Annotated in this window: 19 protein-coding genes and 1 pseudogene; 16 read left to right on the top strand and 4 right to left on the bottom strand. The window is 61.1% G+C overall.

Translation table 11 applies throughout. From position 1 onward, the window contains the following. Together ACSZPK_RS11455 and ACSZPK_RS11450 are read left to right on the top strand one after the other, a co-directional pair. Positions 1-211 (top strand): hypothetical protein (locus tag ACSZPK_RS11455; protein ID WP_437881562.1); only part of this gene is annotated, 211 nt, incomplete at its 5' end. After that, a complete protein-coding gene (locus ACSZPK_RS11450) occupies positions 204-524 on the top strand; it encodes a hypothetical protein (RefSeq protein WP_437881561.1) in 321 nt (106 codons plus the stop codon). The genes ACSZPK_RS11455 and ACSZPK_RS11450, both read left to right, overlap by 8 nt. 108 nt (positions 525-632) lie before the next feature. Here the strand turns inward: ACSZPK_RS11450 and ACSZPK_RS11445 are convergent, their stop codons facing one another. The 4 genes and pseudogenes from ACSZPK_RS11445 to ACSZPK_RS11430 all read right to left on the bottom strand — a co-directional run bounded on the left by ACSZPK_RS11445 (position 633) and on the right by ACSZPK_RS11430 (position 3175). Next, the gene (locus ACSZPK_RS11445; protein WP_437881585.1) at positions 633-860 is read right to left on the bottom strand and encodes a cold-shock protein; all 228 of its coding nucleotides are present in this window, start codon (positions 858-860) and stop codon (positions 633-635) included. Positions 861-938: 78 nt separating this feature from the next. Further along, positions 939-1250 (bottom strand): annotated as a pseudogene (locus tag ACSZPK_RS11440) (cold shock domain-containing protein membrane protein); the annotation flags it as partial. Between the two features lie 316 nt (positions 1251-1566). Then, the gene (locus ACSZPK_RS11435) at positions 1567-2619 is read right to left on the bottom strand and encodes a GGDEF domain-containing protein (protein ID WP_437881560.1); all 1053 of its coding nucleotides are present in this window, start codon (positions 2617-2619) and stop codon (positions 1567-1569) included. A gap of 85 nt (positions 2620-2704) precedes the next feature. Next, on the bottom strand, positions 2705-3175 hold the full coding sequence (locus ACSZPK_RS11430) for a Dps family protein (RefSeq protein WP_437881559.1): 471 nt from the start codon (positions 3173-3175) through the stop codon (positions 2705-2707). Between the two features lie 269 nt (positions 3176-3444). Between ACSZPK_RS11430 and aspS the strand changes: the two genes are divergently transcribed. The 14 genes from aspS to queC all read left to right on the top strand — a co-directional run bounded on the left by aspS (position 3445) and on the right by queC (position 15381). Then, positions 3445-5220, top strand: a complete 1776-nt coding sequence (gene aspS / locus ACSZPK_RS11425) for an aspartate--tRNA ligase (RefSeq protein WP_437881558.1) — start codon at positions 3445-3447, stop codon at positions 5218-5220. A 234-nt stretch (positions 5221-5454) separates the two neighbouring features. Further along, complete coding sequence (locus tag ACSZPK_RS11420) at positions 5455-6201, top strand: YebC/PmpR family DNA-binding transcriptional regulator (RefSeq protein WP_437881557.1); 747 nt, start codon at positions 5455-5457, stop codon at positions 6199-6201. Positions 6202-6343: 142 nt separating this feature from the next. Then, positions 6344-6868, top strand: coding sequence for a crossover junction endodeoxyribonuclease RuvC (gene ruvC, locus ACSZPK_RS11415; protein ID WP_437881556.1), 525 nt, complete (start codon positions 6344-6346; stop codon positions 6866-6868). 16 nt (positions 6869-6884) lie between these two features. Beyond that, complete coding sequence (gene ruvA / locus ACSZPK_RS11410; protein ID WP_437881555.1) at positions 6885-7490, top strand: Holliday junction branch migration protein RuvA; 606 nt, start codon at positions 6885-6887, stop codon at positions 7488-7490. Then, complete coding sequence (ruvB, locus tag ACSZPK_RS11405; protein WP_437881554.1) at positions 7491-8543, top strand: Holliday junction branch migration DNA helicase RuvB; 1053 nt, start codon at positions 7491-7493, stop codon at positions 8541-8543. Positions 8544-8595: 52 nt separating this feature from the next. Next, positions 8596-9039: a tol-pal system-associated acyl-CoA thioesterase gene (ybgC, locus tag ACSZPK_RS11400; RefSeq protein WP_437881553.1), complete on the top strand. Its 444-nt coding sequence runs from the start codon at positions 8596-8598 to the stop codon at positions 9037-9039. A gap of 29 nt (positions 9040-9068) precedes the next feature. Beyond that, positions 9069-9740 (top strand): protein TolQ, encoded by a 672-nt coding sequence (tolQ, locus tag ACSZPK_RS11395; RefSeq protein WP_437881584.1) that lies wholly within the window; start codon positions 9069-9071, stop codon positions 9738-9740. Positions 9741-9750: 10 nt separating this feature from the next. Further along, positions 9751-10209 carry a protein TolR gene (tolR, locus tag ACSZPK_RS11390; RefSeq protein WP_437881552.1) on the top strand — a complete coding sequence of 153 codons (459 nt, stop codon included), beginning with the start codon at positions 9751-9753 and terminating at the stop codon, positions 10207-10209. Continuing rightward, positions 10209-11213, top strand: a complete 1005-nt coding sequence (gene tolA / locus ACSZPK_RS11385; protein ID WP_437881551.1) for a cell envelope integrity protein TolA — start codon at positions 10209-10211, stop codon at positions 11211-11213. Before tolR ends, tolA begins: the two co-directional genes overlap by 1 nt. A gap of 17 nt (positions 11214-11230) precedes the next feature. Continuing rightward, on the top strand, positions 11231-12517 hold the full coding sequence (gene tolB, locus ACSZPK_RS11380) for a Tol-Pal system beta propeller repeat protein TolB (RefSeq protein WP_437881550.1): 1287 nt from the start codon (positions 11231-11233) through the stop codon (positions 12515-12517). 63 nt (positions 12518-12580) lie between these two features. Further along, the gene (pal, locus tag ACSZPK_RS11375) at positions 12581-13084 is read left to right on the top strand and encodes a peptidoglycan-associated lipoprotein Pal (RefSeq protein WP_437881549.1); all 504 of its coding nucleotides are present in this window, start codon (positions 12581-12583) and stop codon (positions 13082-13084) included. Between the two features lie 6 nt (positions 13085-13090). Beyond that, positions 13091-13927: a tol-pal system protein YbgF gene (ybgF, locus tag ACSZPK_RS11370; RefSeq protein WP_437881548.1), complete on the top strand. Its 837-nt coding sequence runs from the start codon at positions 13091-13093 to the stop codon at positions 13925-13927. 135 nt (positions 13928-14062) lie between these two features. Next, positions 14063-14710, top strand: coding sequence for a 7-carboxy-7-deazaguanine synthase QueE (gene queE / locus ACSZPK_RS11365; RefSeq protein WP_437881547.1), 648 nt, complete (start codon positions 14063-14065; stop codon positions 14708-14710). Further along, on the top strand, positions 14710-15381 hold the full coding sequence (gene queC / locus ACSZPK_RS11360; protein WP_437881546.1) for a 7-cyano-7-deazaguanine synthase QueC: 672 nt from the start codon (positions 14710-14712) through the stop codon (positions 15379-15381). The genes queE and queC overlap by 1 nt, the downstream gene beginning before the upstream one ends. Positions 15382-15393 lie beyond the last annotated feature (12 nt).

Genomic DNA, 15393 nt, shown 5'->3' with positions numbered 1-15393 from the left:
ACTTCGCATCTCGCGCCTCGCCTCGTATAAAAACTGGCTCCGGCGCGGTCGCGACGAAACGGCAACAGACCCTAGGGCGTCGCCAGTGTCACGTTGCAAATCGCAAGTCGGCGCGAAAGGTGGCGCGACCTGCGACAGCCCGCCGCTTGCCATCCGTTATCGGCTGGCCCAGGCTTCCCGCCTTTATCCGGCAGAGAACCGTCATGAATGAAGCACGCAATCCCATTCCCCTGATCCTGACCGCCATCGCCAGTGTCATCGGCACCGTCGGCGTGCTCTGGTACTACGGCTATGTGCATTTCGCCAAGGAAGAGGATGCGCTGTTGCTGGCTGAGTTCACCATGCTCAAGACCGTTGCGGGGCAGGATTACAAGGTCTCGCTCAAGCCGGCCAGCCAGGTCGCTCAATGCGTGGATGGCGTGCTGGTGCTGTTCGATACCGAGCAGAAGGGCTTGACTGGCGTGCTGGTCGATCAGCGCAAGCAGGCTGTGCGTTGCATGGGGCAGGAGACGCCGCAGCAATAAGTGGAGAAACGGTCTGTCCCTCTAAGGGGACGTCGTTCTGCCGGTTCGCGGCGGTATTCGGCAACTGAAGCGGTCGCCCTGCAAGCCACTTGCAGGGCGCTGCCTCGATCAACGACCGGGCGGGGCGGCAATCACATCTTCGGCCTGCAGGCCTTTGTCGCGGTTGATCACCGAGAACTCGACGCGCTGGCCTTCTACCAAAACGCGATGACCTTCGCCGCGAATGGCCCGGAAGTGCACGAAGATATCGTCGCCCGAATCACGGGAGATGAAGCCGAAACCCTTGGATGTGTTGAACCACTTCACGGTGCCGCTCTCCCTGCCGCTTTGCTCGATGCTGGCAGTGGTCGCGACGGGAGCGGGGGCTGCCTGGTGTGGTGCTGCAAGGCGTTGCGGCAGGTTGATCGCCAGATGCAGGGCGCTGGCCAGGGCCAGCGGTAGCAGGCTCAGCAATACCGCCGGGTGGTTGCCGATCTGTACCAATGGGGCGAGCAGAACCAGAGCCTGTACCGCGACCGCGAATACCAGCAGGACGGAAACCAGCGCTTGTGCGCGGCCTCCGCGCAAGGCGGACGCGGGAGCTTGCAGCAGGTTGATGAAGCCGAGGAAGGCGAGATAAAGCGCTTCGGGTTGTTGCAGGTAGGGAAGGCTTTCCTGGTTGAGGCTTGGAATGAATGACAAGAGCAGGGCGGTTACGCCCGTGAATATATGGACGATCTTTAACATTTCTAATGGGCTCACGGTTGAAAACTGACCAGGCGGGACATGTGGCTGCGAGGTGCCCAGGATGCGGATTGGGCTTTAACAGGCCATTGAAAAACTACCTGCGTTGGCAATACTGCGTTAAAAACGTCCTCGTATGCGAGCCCAGTCAAAATGCTCATTTAGAACACCTAAACTGCGCTTTTTCGGCCGTTTCTGCCTTGTCTTGCCTGCCTCGGTTACGTTTTTCAACGGTCTGTTAGCCACACGTGCCCGCTTGCCGGCGGCGAGTGCCGACGGCAGGGGGGCTATTTAACAGGAAAGCGCAGGTCTACTCAAATCAAGCGCTTAGCGCTTTTTCCGGCAGGCTCGGGTGGATCTGGTTGCGGCCATTGCGCTTGGCTTGGTACAGCGCATCGTCGGCACGGGTCAAAAGGGAGTCGAAGGTGTCATCGGCGCTGGCCAGGGCCAGGCCGAACGAAGCGGTGATGGTGTCAAGCAGCTTGTCGGTGCTGCGCACCTTGACCCGCAGGGCCTGGATCTTCTGGCGCATCTGTTCGGCGAAGGCATGGGCTGCAGACGGTTCGAAGCAGTCGCGCAGGATCACGCAGAACTCTTCGCCGCCGTAGCGTGCAGCCACGCCCCGCGAGGGCAGCATTTCACGCAATAACTGGCCGACGTGCTGCAGCACGCGGTCACCCAGCGGGTGGCCGTATTGGTCATTGAACTGCTTGAAGTGGTCGATATCGAGGATGATCAGCGCCAGGCCCTGGCGATCACCTTCGAGGGCTTGCTCCAGCAGGCGGGTGAAGGCATGGCGGTTGAAGATGTTGGTCAGGCTGTCCAGGGTCGCGGCGGCATGGGCGCGTTCGAGCTGGCTGCGCAGATGCTGGATTTCAGACTGGGCGCCGCGCAGCTTGTGCAGGAACTTCTCTTGCTGGACCTGCATCTCCTGAGTGCTCTGCTGCAGGTCATTGAGCACGCTGGGCAGGTCGTCGACCGTCGTCTCTTGCAGGGCTATGAGCCCGGCATTGAGGCTTTGCTGGTAGTTCTGGCTGCCGCTGACCGTCTGCGTGACGTCACTTTCAATATCGTCGACCAGGTCGATGACCTGCTGCTGGCCTTTGCGTGCGCTTTCCAGTTCTCCGCGGATGACGAACTCACGGAACAGGCGGGCGGCCGCTTCCGGCGGGAATACGTCGAAATCCTTGACGATCTTTTCCAGGCGTCGATTCAGGTCGGGCTCGGAGCCTCGGCTGTAGGTGTACCACAGCGCGTAGTGCATAGGGGTCGGCGGTATGTCGTTGCGGACCATGTGCGGTACGGCTCGCTTGAGCAGATCGGCGGCTTCTCGGGTTTCTTCTGGATAGAGTTCGAGAATCGATTGGCTCATGCGCGTCACTTATCGAGAGAAGGGGGCAGGCACTTGATTAAATTAGAAAGGCCCGGCAGGTGCCGGGCCTTGGACGCGAATGATATCAGGATGCAAGCAGGCTGCGCAGCATCCAGGCGGTTTTTTCATGAACCTGCATGCGCTGGGTCAGCAGGTCCGCGGTCGGTTCGTCACTGACCTTGTCCAGCAGTGGGAAAATGCCACGGGCTGTGCGCACCACGGCTTCCTGGCCCTGGACCAGAAGCCTGATCATGTCTTCGGCTGGCGGTACACCTTCCTCCTCCTTGATCGACGACAGGCGGGCATAGGCGGCATAGGTGCCCGGCGCCGGGAAGCCCAGGGCGCGGATGCGCTCGGCGATGGCGTCGACGGCCAGGGCCAGTTCGGTGTACTGCCCTTCGAACATCAGGTGCAGGGTGTTGAACATCGGGCCGGTGACGTTCCAGTGAAAGTTGTGGGTTTTCAGGTACAGGGTATAGGTGTCGGCCAGCAGGCGGGACAGGCCTTCGGCAATGGCGGCGCGATCCTGTTCAGCGATACCGATGTTGATTTCCATGGTTTGGTTCTCCTCGTGGGCCGATTATGTCTCGATGGTATGGCGTAAAGGCTAGCACGGCCTTTCGTCGTTTGATCCCGGTTCGTTTCAATGGCTGCCATGTTTCGAATCAATGATGGCGGTCGAGGTTCCTTCGACTGTTGATGCATGTCGCCTTTCATGCGGTTGCTACAGAAAAATTCAAGCAACTGCTATAGTTTCGCCCTTTTCACGAGCGCGCCGGCTTGGCCGGCGAACTCAAGACCGATCTAGAGAAGCGAACCACGACCATGATGCGCAGCCACTATTGCGGCCAGTTGAACGAAAGCCTGGACGGCCAGGAAATCACCCTTTGCGGTTGGGTCCATCGCCGTCGCGACCACGGTGGTGTGATCTTCCTCGATATCCGTGACCGCGAAGGCCTGGCCCAGGTGGTATTCGATCCGGATCGCGCCGACACGTTCGCCAAGGCCGATCGTGTGCGCAGCGAGTTCGTCGTCAAGATCACCGGCAAGGTGCGTCTGCGTCCCGAAGGTGCCCGTAACGCCAACATGGCCAGCGGTGCCATCGAAGTGCTGGGCTACGAGCTGGAAGTACTGAACGAGGCCGAAACCCCGCCGTTCCCGCTCAACGAATACACCGACGTCGGCGAAGAAACCCGCCTGCGCTATCGCTTCATCGACCTGCGTCGCCCGGAAATGGCCGAGAAGCTCAAGCTGCGTTCGCGCATCACCAGCAGCATCCGTCGCTACCTGGACGACAACGGCTTCCTCGACGTGGAAACGCCGATCCTCACCCGCGCCACGCCGGAGGGCGCCCGTGACTACCTGGTGCCGAGTCGCACCCATGCGGGCAGTTTCTTCGCCCTGCCGCAGTCGCCGCAGTTGTTCAAGCAACTGCTGATGGTGGCTGGCTTCGACCGCTACTACCAGATCGCCAAGTGCTTCCGCGACGAAGACCTGCGTGCCGACCGCCAGCCGGAATTCACCCAGATCGACATCGAGACCAGCTTCCTGAACGAAGCCGAGATCATGCACCTCACCGAGACCATGATCCGCAACCTGTTCAAGGAAGTGCTGGGCGTCGAGTTCGGCGAACTGCCGCACATGACCCTTGCCGAGGCCATGCGTCGCTTCGGTTCGGACAAGCCTGACCTGCGCATTCCGATGGAACTGGTCGATGTCGCCGACCAGCTCAAGGACGTCGACTTCAAGGTCTTCTCCGGTCCGGCCAACGACCCGAAAGGCCGTGTCGCCGCGTTGCGCGTTCCGGGCGGGGCGAGCATGCCGCGCAAGCAGATCGACGACTACACCAAGTTCGTCGGCAACTACGGTGCCAAGGGCCTGGCCTACATCAAGGTCAACGAGCGCGCCAAGGGCGTCGAAGGCCTGCAGTCGCCGATCGTCAAGAACATCGCCGAGCCGAACCTCAACACCATCCTCGATCGCGTCGGCGCGGTCGACGGCGACATCGTGTTCTTCGGCGCCGATCGCGCCAAAGTGGTCAACGACGCCCTGGGCGCGCTGCGCATCAAGCTCGGCCATGACCTGAACCTGCTGACCGCCGAGTGGGCGCCGCTGTGGGTCGTCGATTTCCCGATGTTCGAAGAGAACGACGACGGTAGCCTGACCGCCATGCACCACCCGTTCACCTCGCCGAAGTGCACCCCGGCCGAGCTGGAGGCCAACCCGGCCGTCGCGTTGTCCCGCGCTTATGACCTGGTGCTGAACGGCACCGAGCTGGGTGGCGGTTCGATCCGTATCCATGACAAGGCCATGCAGCAGACCGTGTTCCGCGTGCTGGGCATCAGCGAAGACGAGCAACAAGAGAAGTTCGGCTTCCTCCTCGATGCCCTCAAGTACGGCGCGCCGCCCCACGGCGGCCTGGCCTTTGGCCTCGACCGCCTGGTGATGCTGATGACCGGTGCCAGCTCGATTCGCGAAGTCATCGCCTTCCCGAAAACCCAGAGTGCTGCCTGCGTCATGACCCAGGCGCCGGGTGTGGTCGACGCCAAGTCGCTGCGTGAGCTGCACATCCGCCTGCGTGAGCAGGCCAAGGCTGAGTAAGCGTCTAGCAGGTTGTTGGAAAACGTTAGCGAGGTAGTCAGCGCAAGGCAAAAACAGGCGAAAAAGCGGAGTCTACGAGCTGTAAATGAGCATTTTGATTGGACTCGCACACGAGCCTGTTTTCAACGCTGCGATGACAACGCAGGTAGTTTTTCAGCGGCCTGCTGGCGGTAGTGCGAGCCCAGGGAAACCTGGGCTTGTTCATTGTGAAACCTGAAATATGTGGAGTGGAATATGGCCGGTCATTCCAAGTGGGCCAACATCAAGCACCGCAAGGGGCGCCAGGACGCCAAGCGCGGCAAGATCTTCACCAAGCTCATTCGCGAGCTGACGGTTGCCGCCAAGCATGGTGGCCCGGTTCCAGCGGACAACCCGCGTCTGCGCCTGGCCGTGGACAAGGCGCTGACCAACAACATGTCGCGTGACGTGATCGACCGTGCCATAGCCCGTGGCGCTGGCAACAACGAAGCCGACAACGTCGTCGAATTCAGCTACGAAGGCTACGCGCCGAGCGGCGTGGCGATCATCATCGAAGTGATGACCGACAACCGCAACCGTACCGCCGCTGAAGTGCGCCATGCCTTCAGCAAATGCGGAGGCAACCTGGGTACCGACGGTTCGGTGGCCTATATGTTCGAGCGCAAGGGGCAGATCAGCTTTGCCTCCGTGGACGAGGATGCGCTGATGGAAGCGGCCCTGGAGGCCGGCGCCGACGACGTGGAAATGGGTGAAGAGGGCGCCGCCCTGGTGTCGACCAGCTTCACCGAGTTCCATGCCGTGATCGAAGCGCTGGCGGCGGCGGGTTTCAAGGGTGACGAGGCGGAAATCGCCATGATCCCCTCGATCAGCGCGCCGGTCAGCGATCTGGAAACCGCGCAGAAGGTATTCAAGCTGATCGACATGCTGGAAGACCTGGATGACGTGCAGAACGTCTACCACAACGCCGAAGTATCCGACGAGATCATGGAGCAGCTCGGCTGATCTCGCGTCGATTGAATAGCCGGAAGTGCCTCTGGTCCTTCCGGCTTTTTAATGTCCGGGTGACGGCATCTCGCTGTAGCCCTATACTCGCGCACTGGATATGTAGACAGTATGGGCGTGCCGTTGTGCATGAAATGAACGCATGACATTGATTCTGGGTATCGACCCTGGCTCGCGTATCACCGGTTATGGCGTCGTACGTGATACCGGGCGTGGTTGCGAATATGTTGCTTCCGGCTGCATCCGTACCGGCAGCGGCTCGTTGTCCGAGCGCTTGCAGGCCGTTTTTCGTGGGGTCGGCCAGGTGATCGACAGCTACGAGCCGGTAACCATGGGTATCGAACAGGTGTTCATGGCGCGTAACGCCGATTCCGCGCTCAAGCTGGGCCAGGCTCGTGGTGCTGCCATCGTCGCCGGGATGGAGAGGGGGCTGGATATCTCCGAGTACACTGCCACCCAGGTCAAGCAGGCCATTGCCGGGACCGGCGGCGCCGACAAGCAGCAGGTGCAGATGATGGTCATGCACTTGCTCAAACTGATCCAAAAGCCGCAGATCGATGCCTCGGACGCCCTGGCCATCGCCCTGTGCCACGCTCATCACCGCCAAAGCCTGATCCCGCATGGCCTGGTGGGAGCCAAACGACGCGGCGGCCGCCTGCGGCTGTAATAAAAGGAAGCGATTCGTGATTGGACGCCTGAAAGGTACCCTGGCAGAAAAGCAGCCTCCGCATCTGATTCTGGATGTGAACGGCCTTGGTTATGAGGTGGAGGTTCCCATGACTACCCTGTACCGCCTGCCGGCGGTGGGGCAGCCGGTAACCCTGCACACCCATCTGGTGGTGCGCGAGGATGCGCACCTGCTTTATGGCTTCGCGGAAAAGCGTGAACGCGAGCTGTTCCGCGAACTGATCCGGCTCAATGGCGTCGGCCCGAAGCTGGCCCTGGCGTTGATGTCCGGGTTGGAAGTGGACGAGTTGGTGCGTTGCGTGCAGGCTGGCGATACCTCGACCCTGGTCAGGGTGCCGGGTGTCGGCAAGAAAACCGCCGAGCGCCTGCTGGTGGAACTGAAGGATCGCTTCAAGGCCTGGGAGAACATGCCGGCCATCGCCACGCTTGTGGTTGAACCCCGTAGCGCTCAGGCAGTCTCAAGCGCGGAGAATGACGCGGTCAGTGCGCTGATTGCCCTGGGCTTCAAGCCCCAGGAAGCCAGCAAAGCCGTGGCAGCGGTGGAGGACAAGGGTTTGAGCAGTGAAGAATTGATCCGCCGTGCGTTGAAGGGAATGGTGTAAGTGATCGAAGCCGACCGCCTGGTAACCGCCAGTGCCAAGGAGCGCGACGAGCAGTTGGATCGTGCGATCCGGCCGTTGCGCCTGGCCGATTATATCGGGCAACCCACCGTGCGCGAGCAGATGGACCTGTTCATCCGCGCCGCGAGGAATCGCCAGGAAGCCCTCGACCATACCTTGATCTTCGGTCCGCCCGGCCTGGGCAAGACCACCCTGGCCAACATCATCGCCCAGGAAATGGGCGTATCGATCAAGAGTACCTCCGGCCCCGTCCTGGAGCGACCCGGCGATCTGGCTGCGCTGTTGACCAACCTCGAATCCGGCGATGTGCTGTTCGTCGACGAGATTCACCGTCTTTCGCCCATCGTCGAAGAAGTGCTGTACCCGGCGATGGAGGACTTCCAGCTCGACATCATGATCGGCGAGGGGCCGGCCGCTCGCTCGATCAAGCTCGACCTGCCGCCGTTCACCCTGGTCGGTGCCACTACCCGCGCCGGCATGCTGACCAACCCGCTGCGCGACCGCTTCGGGATCGTCCAGCGCCTGGAGTTCTACGGCGTCGATGATCTGTCGACCATCGTTGCCCGTTCCGCGGGGATACTCGGTCTGCCCATCGAGGCTTCGGGGGCCTATGAGATCGCCCGCCGTGCCCGTGGCACGCCGCGTATCGCCAACCGCCTGCTGCGCCGTGTGCGTGATTTCGCCGAAGTGCGTGGCAATGGCGAGATCACCCGCCAGATCGCCGATCAGGCGCTCAATCTGCTGGATGTCGACGAGCATGGTTTCGACCACCAGGACCGTCGCCTGCTGTTGACCATGATCGACAAGTTCGACGGTGGCCCGGTGGGGATCGACAACCTGGCCGCGGCGATCAGTGAAGAGCGCCATACCATCGAGGACGTACTCGAGCCGTACCTGATCCAGCAGGGCTACATCATGCGTACGCCACGCGGGCGGGTGGTGACTCGCCATGCCTACTTGCACTTCGGCCTGAACCTGCCCAAGCGCATGCTCGATGCGCCAACCATCGATCTTTTCGCCGCAGGAGACGATTAGTTGAAAAACAGCGAATTGGCCAATTGGCAACCGGAGGGCTAGGGACTAGAGTATGCGCGCGCGAATCGAGGCTCGGTCGTTTGCCCTCAGGTGTCGGGTTTACTACGAAGACACCGATGCGGGGGGCGTCGTCTACTACGTCAACTACCTAAAGTTCATGGAGCGGGCTCGTACCGAGCGTCTGCGTGAGTTGGGTTATTCCCAGTTCGAACTGGCGGCCGACGGGCTGCTGTTCGTGGTGCATTCCGCCGAGGCGCGTTATCACGCCCCGGCCCGGCTGGATGATGAATTGCTCATTACCGCCGACGTTATCGAGTTGAACCGTGCCAGCCTGCGTTTTCGTCAACAGGTCAGGCGCGTTGCGGATGAAAAGCTGCTCTGTGAAGGGCAATTCATGGTGGCCTGTGTGCGCGCCGACAGTTTTAGACCCCGTGCCATTCCCGAAGCGCTGCGTTCAGCCTTCGCCGACGCGGGCTTATCCCCTGCAGGAGAGTAAGCGTGGAAGCAGCCAACGCCACCGACCATATGTCCATGTGGAGCTTGATCAGCAACGCCAGTTTCGTGGTGCAACTGGTAATGCTGGCCCTTTTGGCCGCATCGGTCGCCTCGTGGATCATGATTTTCCAGCGCAGCACCATGCTGCGCGCGGCCAAGAAATCCCTCGAAGCGTTCGAGGAGCGTTTCTGGTCAGGCATCGACCTGTCCAAGCTGTATCGCCAGGCGGGCGCCAATCCTGATCCGGATTGCGGCGTCGAGCAGATCTTCCGTGCCGGCTTCAAGGAGTTCTCGCGTCTGCGCCAGCAGCCGGGTGTCGATCCGGACGCGGTGATGGACGGCGTGGCCCGGGCCATGCGCGTTGCTATTTCCCGCGAAGAGGAAAAACTGGAGAACGGCCTGCCGTTCCTCGCCACCGTCGGCTCGACCAGCCCGTATGTCGGCCTGTTCGGTACGGTGTGGGGGATCATGAACTCCTTCCGCGGCCTGGGGCAGGTGCAGCAGGCTACCCTGGCCACCGTCGCGCCAGGCATCGCCGAAGCGCTGATCGCCACCGCCATCGGCCTGTTCGCGGCGATTCCGGCGGTCATCGCCTATAACCGCTTCGCTGCGCGTGGCGAGATGCTGATCGGCCGCTACTACACCTTCGCTGACGAATTCCAGGCAATCCTGCACCGCAAAGTGCACACCAGCGAGGACTGAGGTTCAGCCCATGGCCAGAATCCGCAACAGACGCAAGCCGGTCGCCGAGATGAACGTCGTGCCTTACATCGACGTCATGCTCGTGCTGCTGGTGATCTTCATGGTGACCGCGCCGATGCTCAACCAGGGGGTCAAGGTCGACCTGCCCAAGGTTAGCAGCGAGGCGCTGCCGCAGGACAACAACTCGCGCGTGCTGACTATTTCCATCAAGGCCGACAAGTCGTACTTCTGGAACATGGGCGAGGAGGTCGACACCGACCAGAGCAAGAAGAGTGAAACCGCCGTTTCCCTGGATCAGCTCGTGGCTGCCGCCAGTGGCATCATGGCCGAGAACGGCCGCCAGGGCCGCAAGGTCCAGGTGTTCGTGCGTGGCGACAAGTCTGTTGACTACGGTGCGGTCATGGCGGTGATGGGCGGCCTGCAGAAGGCCGGTGTCGGCAACGTCGGCCTGATCACCGAGGCGCCCTGATGCAAGAGGGCTCCCGCTCGACATCCGAAAGCTATTTCTGGCCAAGCGTCTGGGCGGTTGCCCTGCACGTGGTGCTGTTCGCTTTCCTGTTCGTCAGTTTTCATTTCGCGCCGGAACTGCCGCCCGCGAAACCAATCGTTCAGGCTACGCTCTATCAACTGAAATCGCAGAGTCAGGCTACGACCCAGACCAACCAGAAGATCGCTGGCGAGGCGAAGAAGACTGCCGCCAAGCAATACGAGGTCGAGCAGCTCGAGGCCAAGAAGGAAGAGCAGAAGAAGCAGGAAGCGGCGGAACAAAAGAAAGCCGAGGCAGCCAAAGAGGCAGAAGTGAAGAAGGCGGCGGAAGCCAAGGCCGCTGACGACGCGAAGAAAGCCGAAGAGGCCAAGAAGGCCGAGGAAACGGCGAAGAAGGCTGAAGAGAAGAAGCAGGCCGACATCGCCAAGAAAAAGGCTGAAGAAGAGAAACAGAAAGCCGCCGAGGAGGCCAAGAAAAAGGCTGCCGAGGAAGCGAAACAGAAAGCGGCCGAAGCAGCGAAGAAGAAAGCCGCCGAGGACGCGAAGAAAAAAGCGGCGGCCGACGCGGCCAAGAAAAAGGCCCAGGAGGCAGCACGCAAGGCGGCGGAAGATAAGAAGGCGCAGGCACTGGCCGAGCTGCTTTCGGACAAGACCGAGCGCCAGCAGGCGCTGGCCGACACCCAGGGCGACCAGGTGGCCGGTGACTATGACGATTTGATCCGCAAGCTGGTTTCGGAAAACTGGAACCGACCGCCGTCGGCACGTAACGGCATGACGGTCACCTTGCAGATCAGCATGCTGCCCAATGGCAGTATCTCCGGGGTCAAGGTCGTGAGCTCGAGCGGCGACTCGGCCTTCGATCAGTCGGCGGTCAGCGCTGTGCGCAACGTGGGACAGATTACCGAGCTGGCAGGGTTGAGCGCGGCTGACTTCAACCCTTACCGCTCGTTCAAGATGACATTTACACCAGAGGATCTGGAGCTGTGATCAAAATTCTTCGAGGGATGCTTATCGCTCTCTGCTGCGTGGCCGGCCTGGCCGTGGCAGATGACAAGAACATTCTGGTGAGCTCGGGAAGTAGCAAGGCCATCCCGATCGCCGTGGTACCGTTCGGCTGGCAGGGGGGCACCGTGTTGCCGGAAGACATGGCCACCATCGTCGGCAACGACCTGCGCAACTCGGGCATGTACGAGCCGATCCCACGGCAGAACATGATCAGCCTGCCGACCCAGGGCAGCGAGATCATCTACCGTGACTGGCAGGCCCTCGGCGCCCAGTACATCATGGTCGGCAGCATCGTGCCGCAGGGCGGGCGCCTGCAGATCCAGTACGCACTGTTCAACGTCGCGACCCAGCAGCAGGTCGTTGCCGGCACCGTGGGCGGTACGCCGGATCAACTGCGTGACATGGCGCACTTCGTGGCTGACCAGGCCTTCGAGAAACTGACCGGCATCAAGGGCGCGTTCTCCACCAAGATGCTCTACGTGACGGCTGAGCGCTTCTCCGCCAGCAACACCCGCTACACCCTGCAGCGCTCCGATTACGACGGTGCGCGTGCGGTGACCCTGCTGCAGTCGCGCGAGCCGATCCTGTCGCCGCGCTATGCGCCGGATGGCCGTCGTATCGCCTACGTGTCGTTCGAGCAGCGTCGCCCGCGCATCTTCATGCAGCACATCGACACGGGGCGCCGCGAACAGTTGACCAACTTCGAAGGCCTCAACGGTGCGCCGGCGTTCTCGCCGGATGGCAATCGCCTGGCCTTCGTGTTGTCGAAGGATGGCAACCCGGAAATCTATGTGATGGACCTGGGCAGCCGTAATATCCGTCGCGTGACCAACCATTACGCGATCGATACCGAACCCTTCTGGGGCAAGGATGGCCAGACCATCTACTTCACCTCCGACCGTGCCGGCAAGCCGCAGGTCTACAGGCAGAACATCGCCAGTGGCGCAGTGGAGCGCGTTACCTTCGTCGGTAACTACAATGCCAACCCGAAGCTCTCTTCGGACGAAAAAATGCTGGTCATGATTCACCGTCAGGACGGCTTCACCAACTTCAAGGTCGCCGCGCAGGATCTGAGCCGCGCAGGCTCGGCGCCGCGCATCCTTTCCGAGACCAGTCTGGATGATTCGCCTACTGTCGCACCCAATGGCACCATGCTAATCTACGCCACCCGCCAGCAGGGCCGGGGAGTCTTGATGCTCGTGTCCACCAATGGGCGCGTTAGGCTCCCGATTCCTACCGCTCAAGGCGATGTCCGAGAGCCTTCGTGGTCCCCTTACCTGAACTGACGCGCGGTACAACGAACACGTTTGCTACAAAAAACACACCTGGGGTTCATTAGGAGTTACACCATGGAAATGCTGAAATTCGGCAAATTTGCCGCTCTGAGTCTGGCTCTGGCCGTTGCTGTTGGTTGCTCGTCCAAAGGCGGCGACAACTCTGGCGAAGGCGCGGTAGACCCGAACGCTGGCTACAATGCGGGCAACACTGGCGGTGCAGTTGATAGCTCCCTGAGCGAAGAAGCCGCTCTGCGCGCCATCACCACCTTCTACTTCGAGTACGACAGCTCCGACCTGAAGCCGGAAGCCATGCGCGCTCTGGACGTACACGCCAAGGACCTGAAAGGCAACGGCGCTCGCGTCGTTCTGGAAGGCCACACCGACGAGCGTGGTACCCGTGAGTACAACATGGCTCTGGGCGAGCGTCGCGCCAAGGCCGTTCAGCGCTACCTGGTTCTGCAGGGCGTTTCCCCGGCTCAACTGGAACTGGTTTCCTACGGCGAAGAGCGTCCGGTTGCCACTGGCAACGACGAGCAGTCCTGGGCTCAGAACCGTCGCGTCGAACTGCGTAAGTAATTCGATATGCATAAGTGCCTTCGTGTAGTGACTTCGTTGGCCCTCGCCCTGCCGCTCGCGGCAGTGGCCGAGGTTCCGGTAACGGATGGTAGCGGTGGTTACGGCTACGGCAGCAGCAATAGCGGTAGCAGCTATCCGCCAGCGGGTTACGGCACGAACGGCGCGTATGCTGGAGGCGGGGTTTCGACCCCGACTTCCGCCCAGGGCGAACTGTTCATGCAACTGCAGCAGATGCAGGATGAAATCGCCCAACTGCGTGGCATGGTCGAAGAGCAGCAGAACAAGATTCAGCGGCTCGAACAGGAAAGCCAGGCCCGTTACCAGGATATCGACAGCCGTCTGCAAGCCGGTGCCGGTGCTCCTGCCCAGAATTCTTCACCCTCCGACGGCGCAATCAATGCCGGTGGAGCTCCCGTTGCGCCGACCGATCAGGTTCCGCTTGCGGCAAGCAACGAACCTGCCGATCCGGCGAAGGAAAAGCTCTATTACGACGCAGCCTTCGACCAGATCAAGGCCAAGGATTTCGACAAGGCCAGCCAGGCATTCACCGCCTTCCTGCGCAAGTACCCCAAGAGCCAATATGCGGGCAACGCTCAATACTGGCTGGGTGAGGTCAACCTGACCAAGGGCGATCTGCAGGCCGCCGGCAAGGCCTTTGCCACCGTCAGTGCCAGCTACCCGACCCATCCCAAGGTGCCTGATTCGCTGTTCAAGCTGGCCGATGTGGAAAAGCGCCTGGGGAATACCGACAAGGCCAAGGGCATCCTGCGTCAGTTGATCGCACAGTTCCCCGGCTCTTCGGCCGCGCAACTGGCCCAGCGCGATCTGCAACGCATGCAATAAGTAGCCTCAAGCCACAGGCTCAAGTCGAAGCGATAAATCAAACCCGCGCCTTGCGCGGGTTTTTCGTTTAAAATTTTCGCCCTTTTCCCGCAACGGAGGCGGATGGCCTGTCTAGCTGTCACGCCCGGTGCCCACATGCAAGATACCCTGCGCATTACCGAGATTTTCTACTCGTTGCAGGGCGAAACGCGTACCAGTGGTCTGCCCACGGTATTCGTTCGCCTGACCGGCTGCCCGCTGCGCTGCCAGTACTGCGACACCGCTTACGCATTCAGTGGCGGCCAGATCATGACCCTGGACTCCATTGTCGAGCGTATCGCCGCCTACAAGCCTCGCTATGTCTGCGTCACTGGCGGTGAGCCGCTGGCACAGCCCAATTGCCTGCCGCTGCTGCGCAGGTTGTGCGATGCCGGTTATGAGGTTTCACTGGAGACCAGTGGTGCCCTCGATATATCCAAGACCGATATTCGTGTCAGCCGCGTGGTTGACCTGAAGACACCCGGTTCGGCCGAGGTCGCACGCAATCGCTATGACAACATGGCGCAACTGACCCGCAACGATCAGGTCAAGTTCGTTATCTGCTCGCGGGAAGACTACGACTGGGCGGTCTCCAAGCTGATCGAATATGGCTTGTCGGATCGAGTCGACGAGGTTCTGTTTTCCCCTGCGCACCAGCAGGTCAGTTCACGCCAGTTGGCGGACTGGATCGTGGCCGACAACCTGCCGGTGCGCATGCAACTGCAACTTCACAAGATTGTCTGGAACGACGAGCCGGGGCACTGATGAGCAAGAAAGCGGTAATCCTTCTTTCTGGAGGCCTCGATTCGGCCACCATCCTGGCCCAGGCGAAAGCCGAGGGTTTCGCCTGTTACAGCATGAGTTTCGACTATGGTCAGCGTCATCGTGCCGAATTGCAGGCGGCCGAGCGTGTTGCGGCGCAGTTGGGTGTGGTCGAGCACAAGGTCATCGGCCTGAACCTGAATGGAATTGGCGGCTCGGCTCTGACCGATAGCGCCATCGAGGTGCCCGAGACGCCTGGCGAAGGTATCCCGGTGACCTACGTGCCGGCGCGCAATACCACCTTTCTGTCCTTGGCCCTGGGGTGGGCGGAGGTGCTCGGTGCCCGTGACATTTTCATCGGTGTCAATGCGGTGGATTACTCCGGTTATCCCGATTGCCGTCCTGAATTCATCGAGGCTTTCGAACGTCTCGCCAATCTGGCAACCCGTGAGGGTGTGGAAGGCCGGGGCTTTCGTATCCGGGCGCCGTTGCAGAACATGAGCAAGGCGCAGATCGTTCTGGAAGGGCTGCGTCACGCCGTGGACTATGGCCTGACGGTTTCCTGCTACCAGGCTGATGACGATGGTCGTGCCTGTGGGCGTTGCGACAGTTGCCGCCTGCGTTCGGCGGGTTTTGCGGCGGCCCGGGTTGCCGATCCGACTCGCTATCAGTGAAATTTTTTCCGA

This window comes from Pseudomonas sp. LRF_L74, from assembly GCF_965644255.1.
Taxonomy (GTDB): Bacteria; Pseudomonadota; Gammaproteobacteria; order Pseudomonadales; family Pseudomonadaceae; genus Aquipseudomonas.
This window is presented reverse-complemented; position numbering and strand designations above follow the sequence as displayed.

Bases quoted from the DNA above. Each gene is read 5' to 3' on its own strand.
- ACSZPK_RS11450 (WP_437881561.1), top strand. From the start codon at position 204: ATGAATGAAGCACGCAATCCCATTCCCCTGATCCTGACCGCCATCGCC.
- ACSZPK_RS11435 (WP_437881560.1), bottom strand. From the start codon at position 2,619: ATGAGCCAATCGATTCTCGAACTCTATCCAGAAGAAACCCGAGAAGCC.
- ACSZPK_RS11430 (WP_437881559.1), bottom strand. From the start codon at position 3,175: ATGGAAATCAACATCGGTATCGCTGAACAGGATCGCGCCGCCATTGCC.
- aspS (WP_437881558.1), top strand. From the start codon at position 3,445: ATGATGCGCAGCCACTATTGCGGCCAGTTGAACGAAAGCCTGGACGGC.
- ACSZPK_RS11420 (WP_437881557.1), top strand. From the start codon at position 5,455: ATGGCCGGTCATTCCAAGTGGGCCAACATCAAGCACCGCAAGGGGCGC.
- ruvC (WP_437881556.1), top strand. From the start codon at position 6,344: ATGACATTGATTCTGGGTATCGACCCTGGCTCGCGTATCACCGGTTAT.
- ybgC (WP_437881553.1), top strand. From the start codon at position 8,596: ATGCGCGCGCGAATCGAGGCTCGGTCGTTTGCCCTCAGGTGTCGGGTT.
- tolQ (WP_437881584.1), top strand. From the start codon at position 9,069: ATGTCCATGTGGAGCTTGATCAGCAACGCCAGTTTCGTGGTGCAACTG.
- tolR (WP_437881552.1), top strand. From the start codon at position 9,751: ATGGCCAGAATCCGCAACAGACGCAAGCCGGTCGCCGAGATGAACGTC.
- tolA (WP_437881551.1), top strand. From the start codon at position 10,209: ATGCAAGAGGGCTCCCGCTCGACATCCGAAAGCTATTTCTGGCCAAGC.
- tolB (WP_437881550.1), top strand. From the start codon at position 11,231: ATGCTTATCGCTCTCTGCTGCGTGGCCGGCCTGGCCGTGGCAGATGAC.
- pal (WP_437881549.1), top strand. From the start codon at position 12,581: ATGGAAATGCTGAAATTCGGCAAATTTGCCGCTCTGAGTCTGGCTCTG.
- ybgF (WP_437881548.1), top strand. From the start codon at position 13,091: ATGCATAAGTGCCTTCGTGTAGTGACTTCGTTGGCCCTCGCCCTGCCG.
- queE (WP_437881547.1), top strand. From the start codon at position 14,063: ATGCAAGATACCCTGCGCATTACCGAGATTTTCTACTCGTTGCAGGGC.
- queC (WP_437881546.1), top strand. From the start codon at position 14,710: ATGAGCAAGAAAGCGGTAATCCTTCTTTCTGGAGGCCTCGATTCGGCC.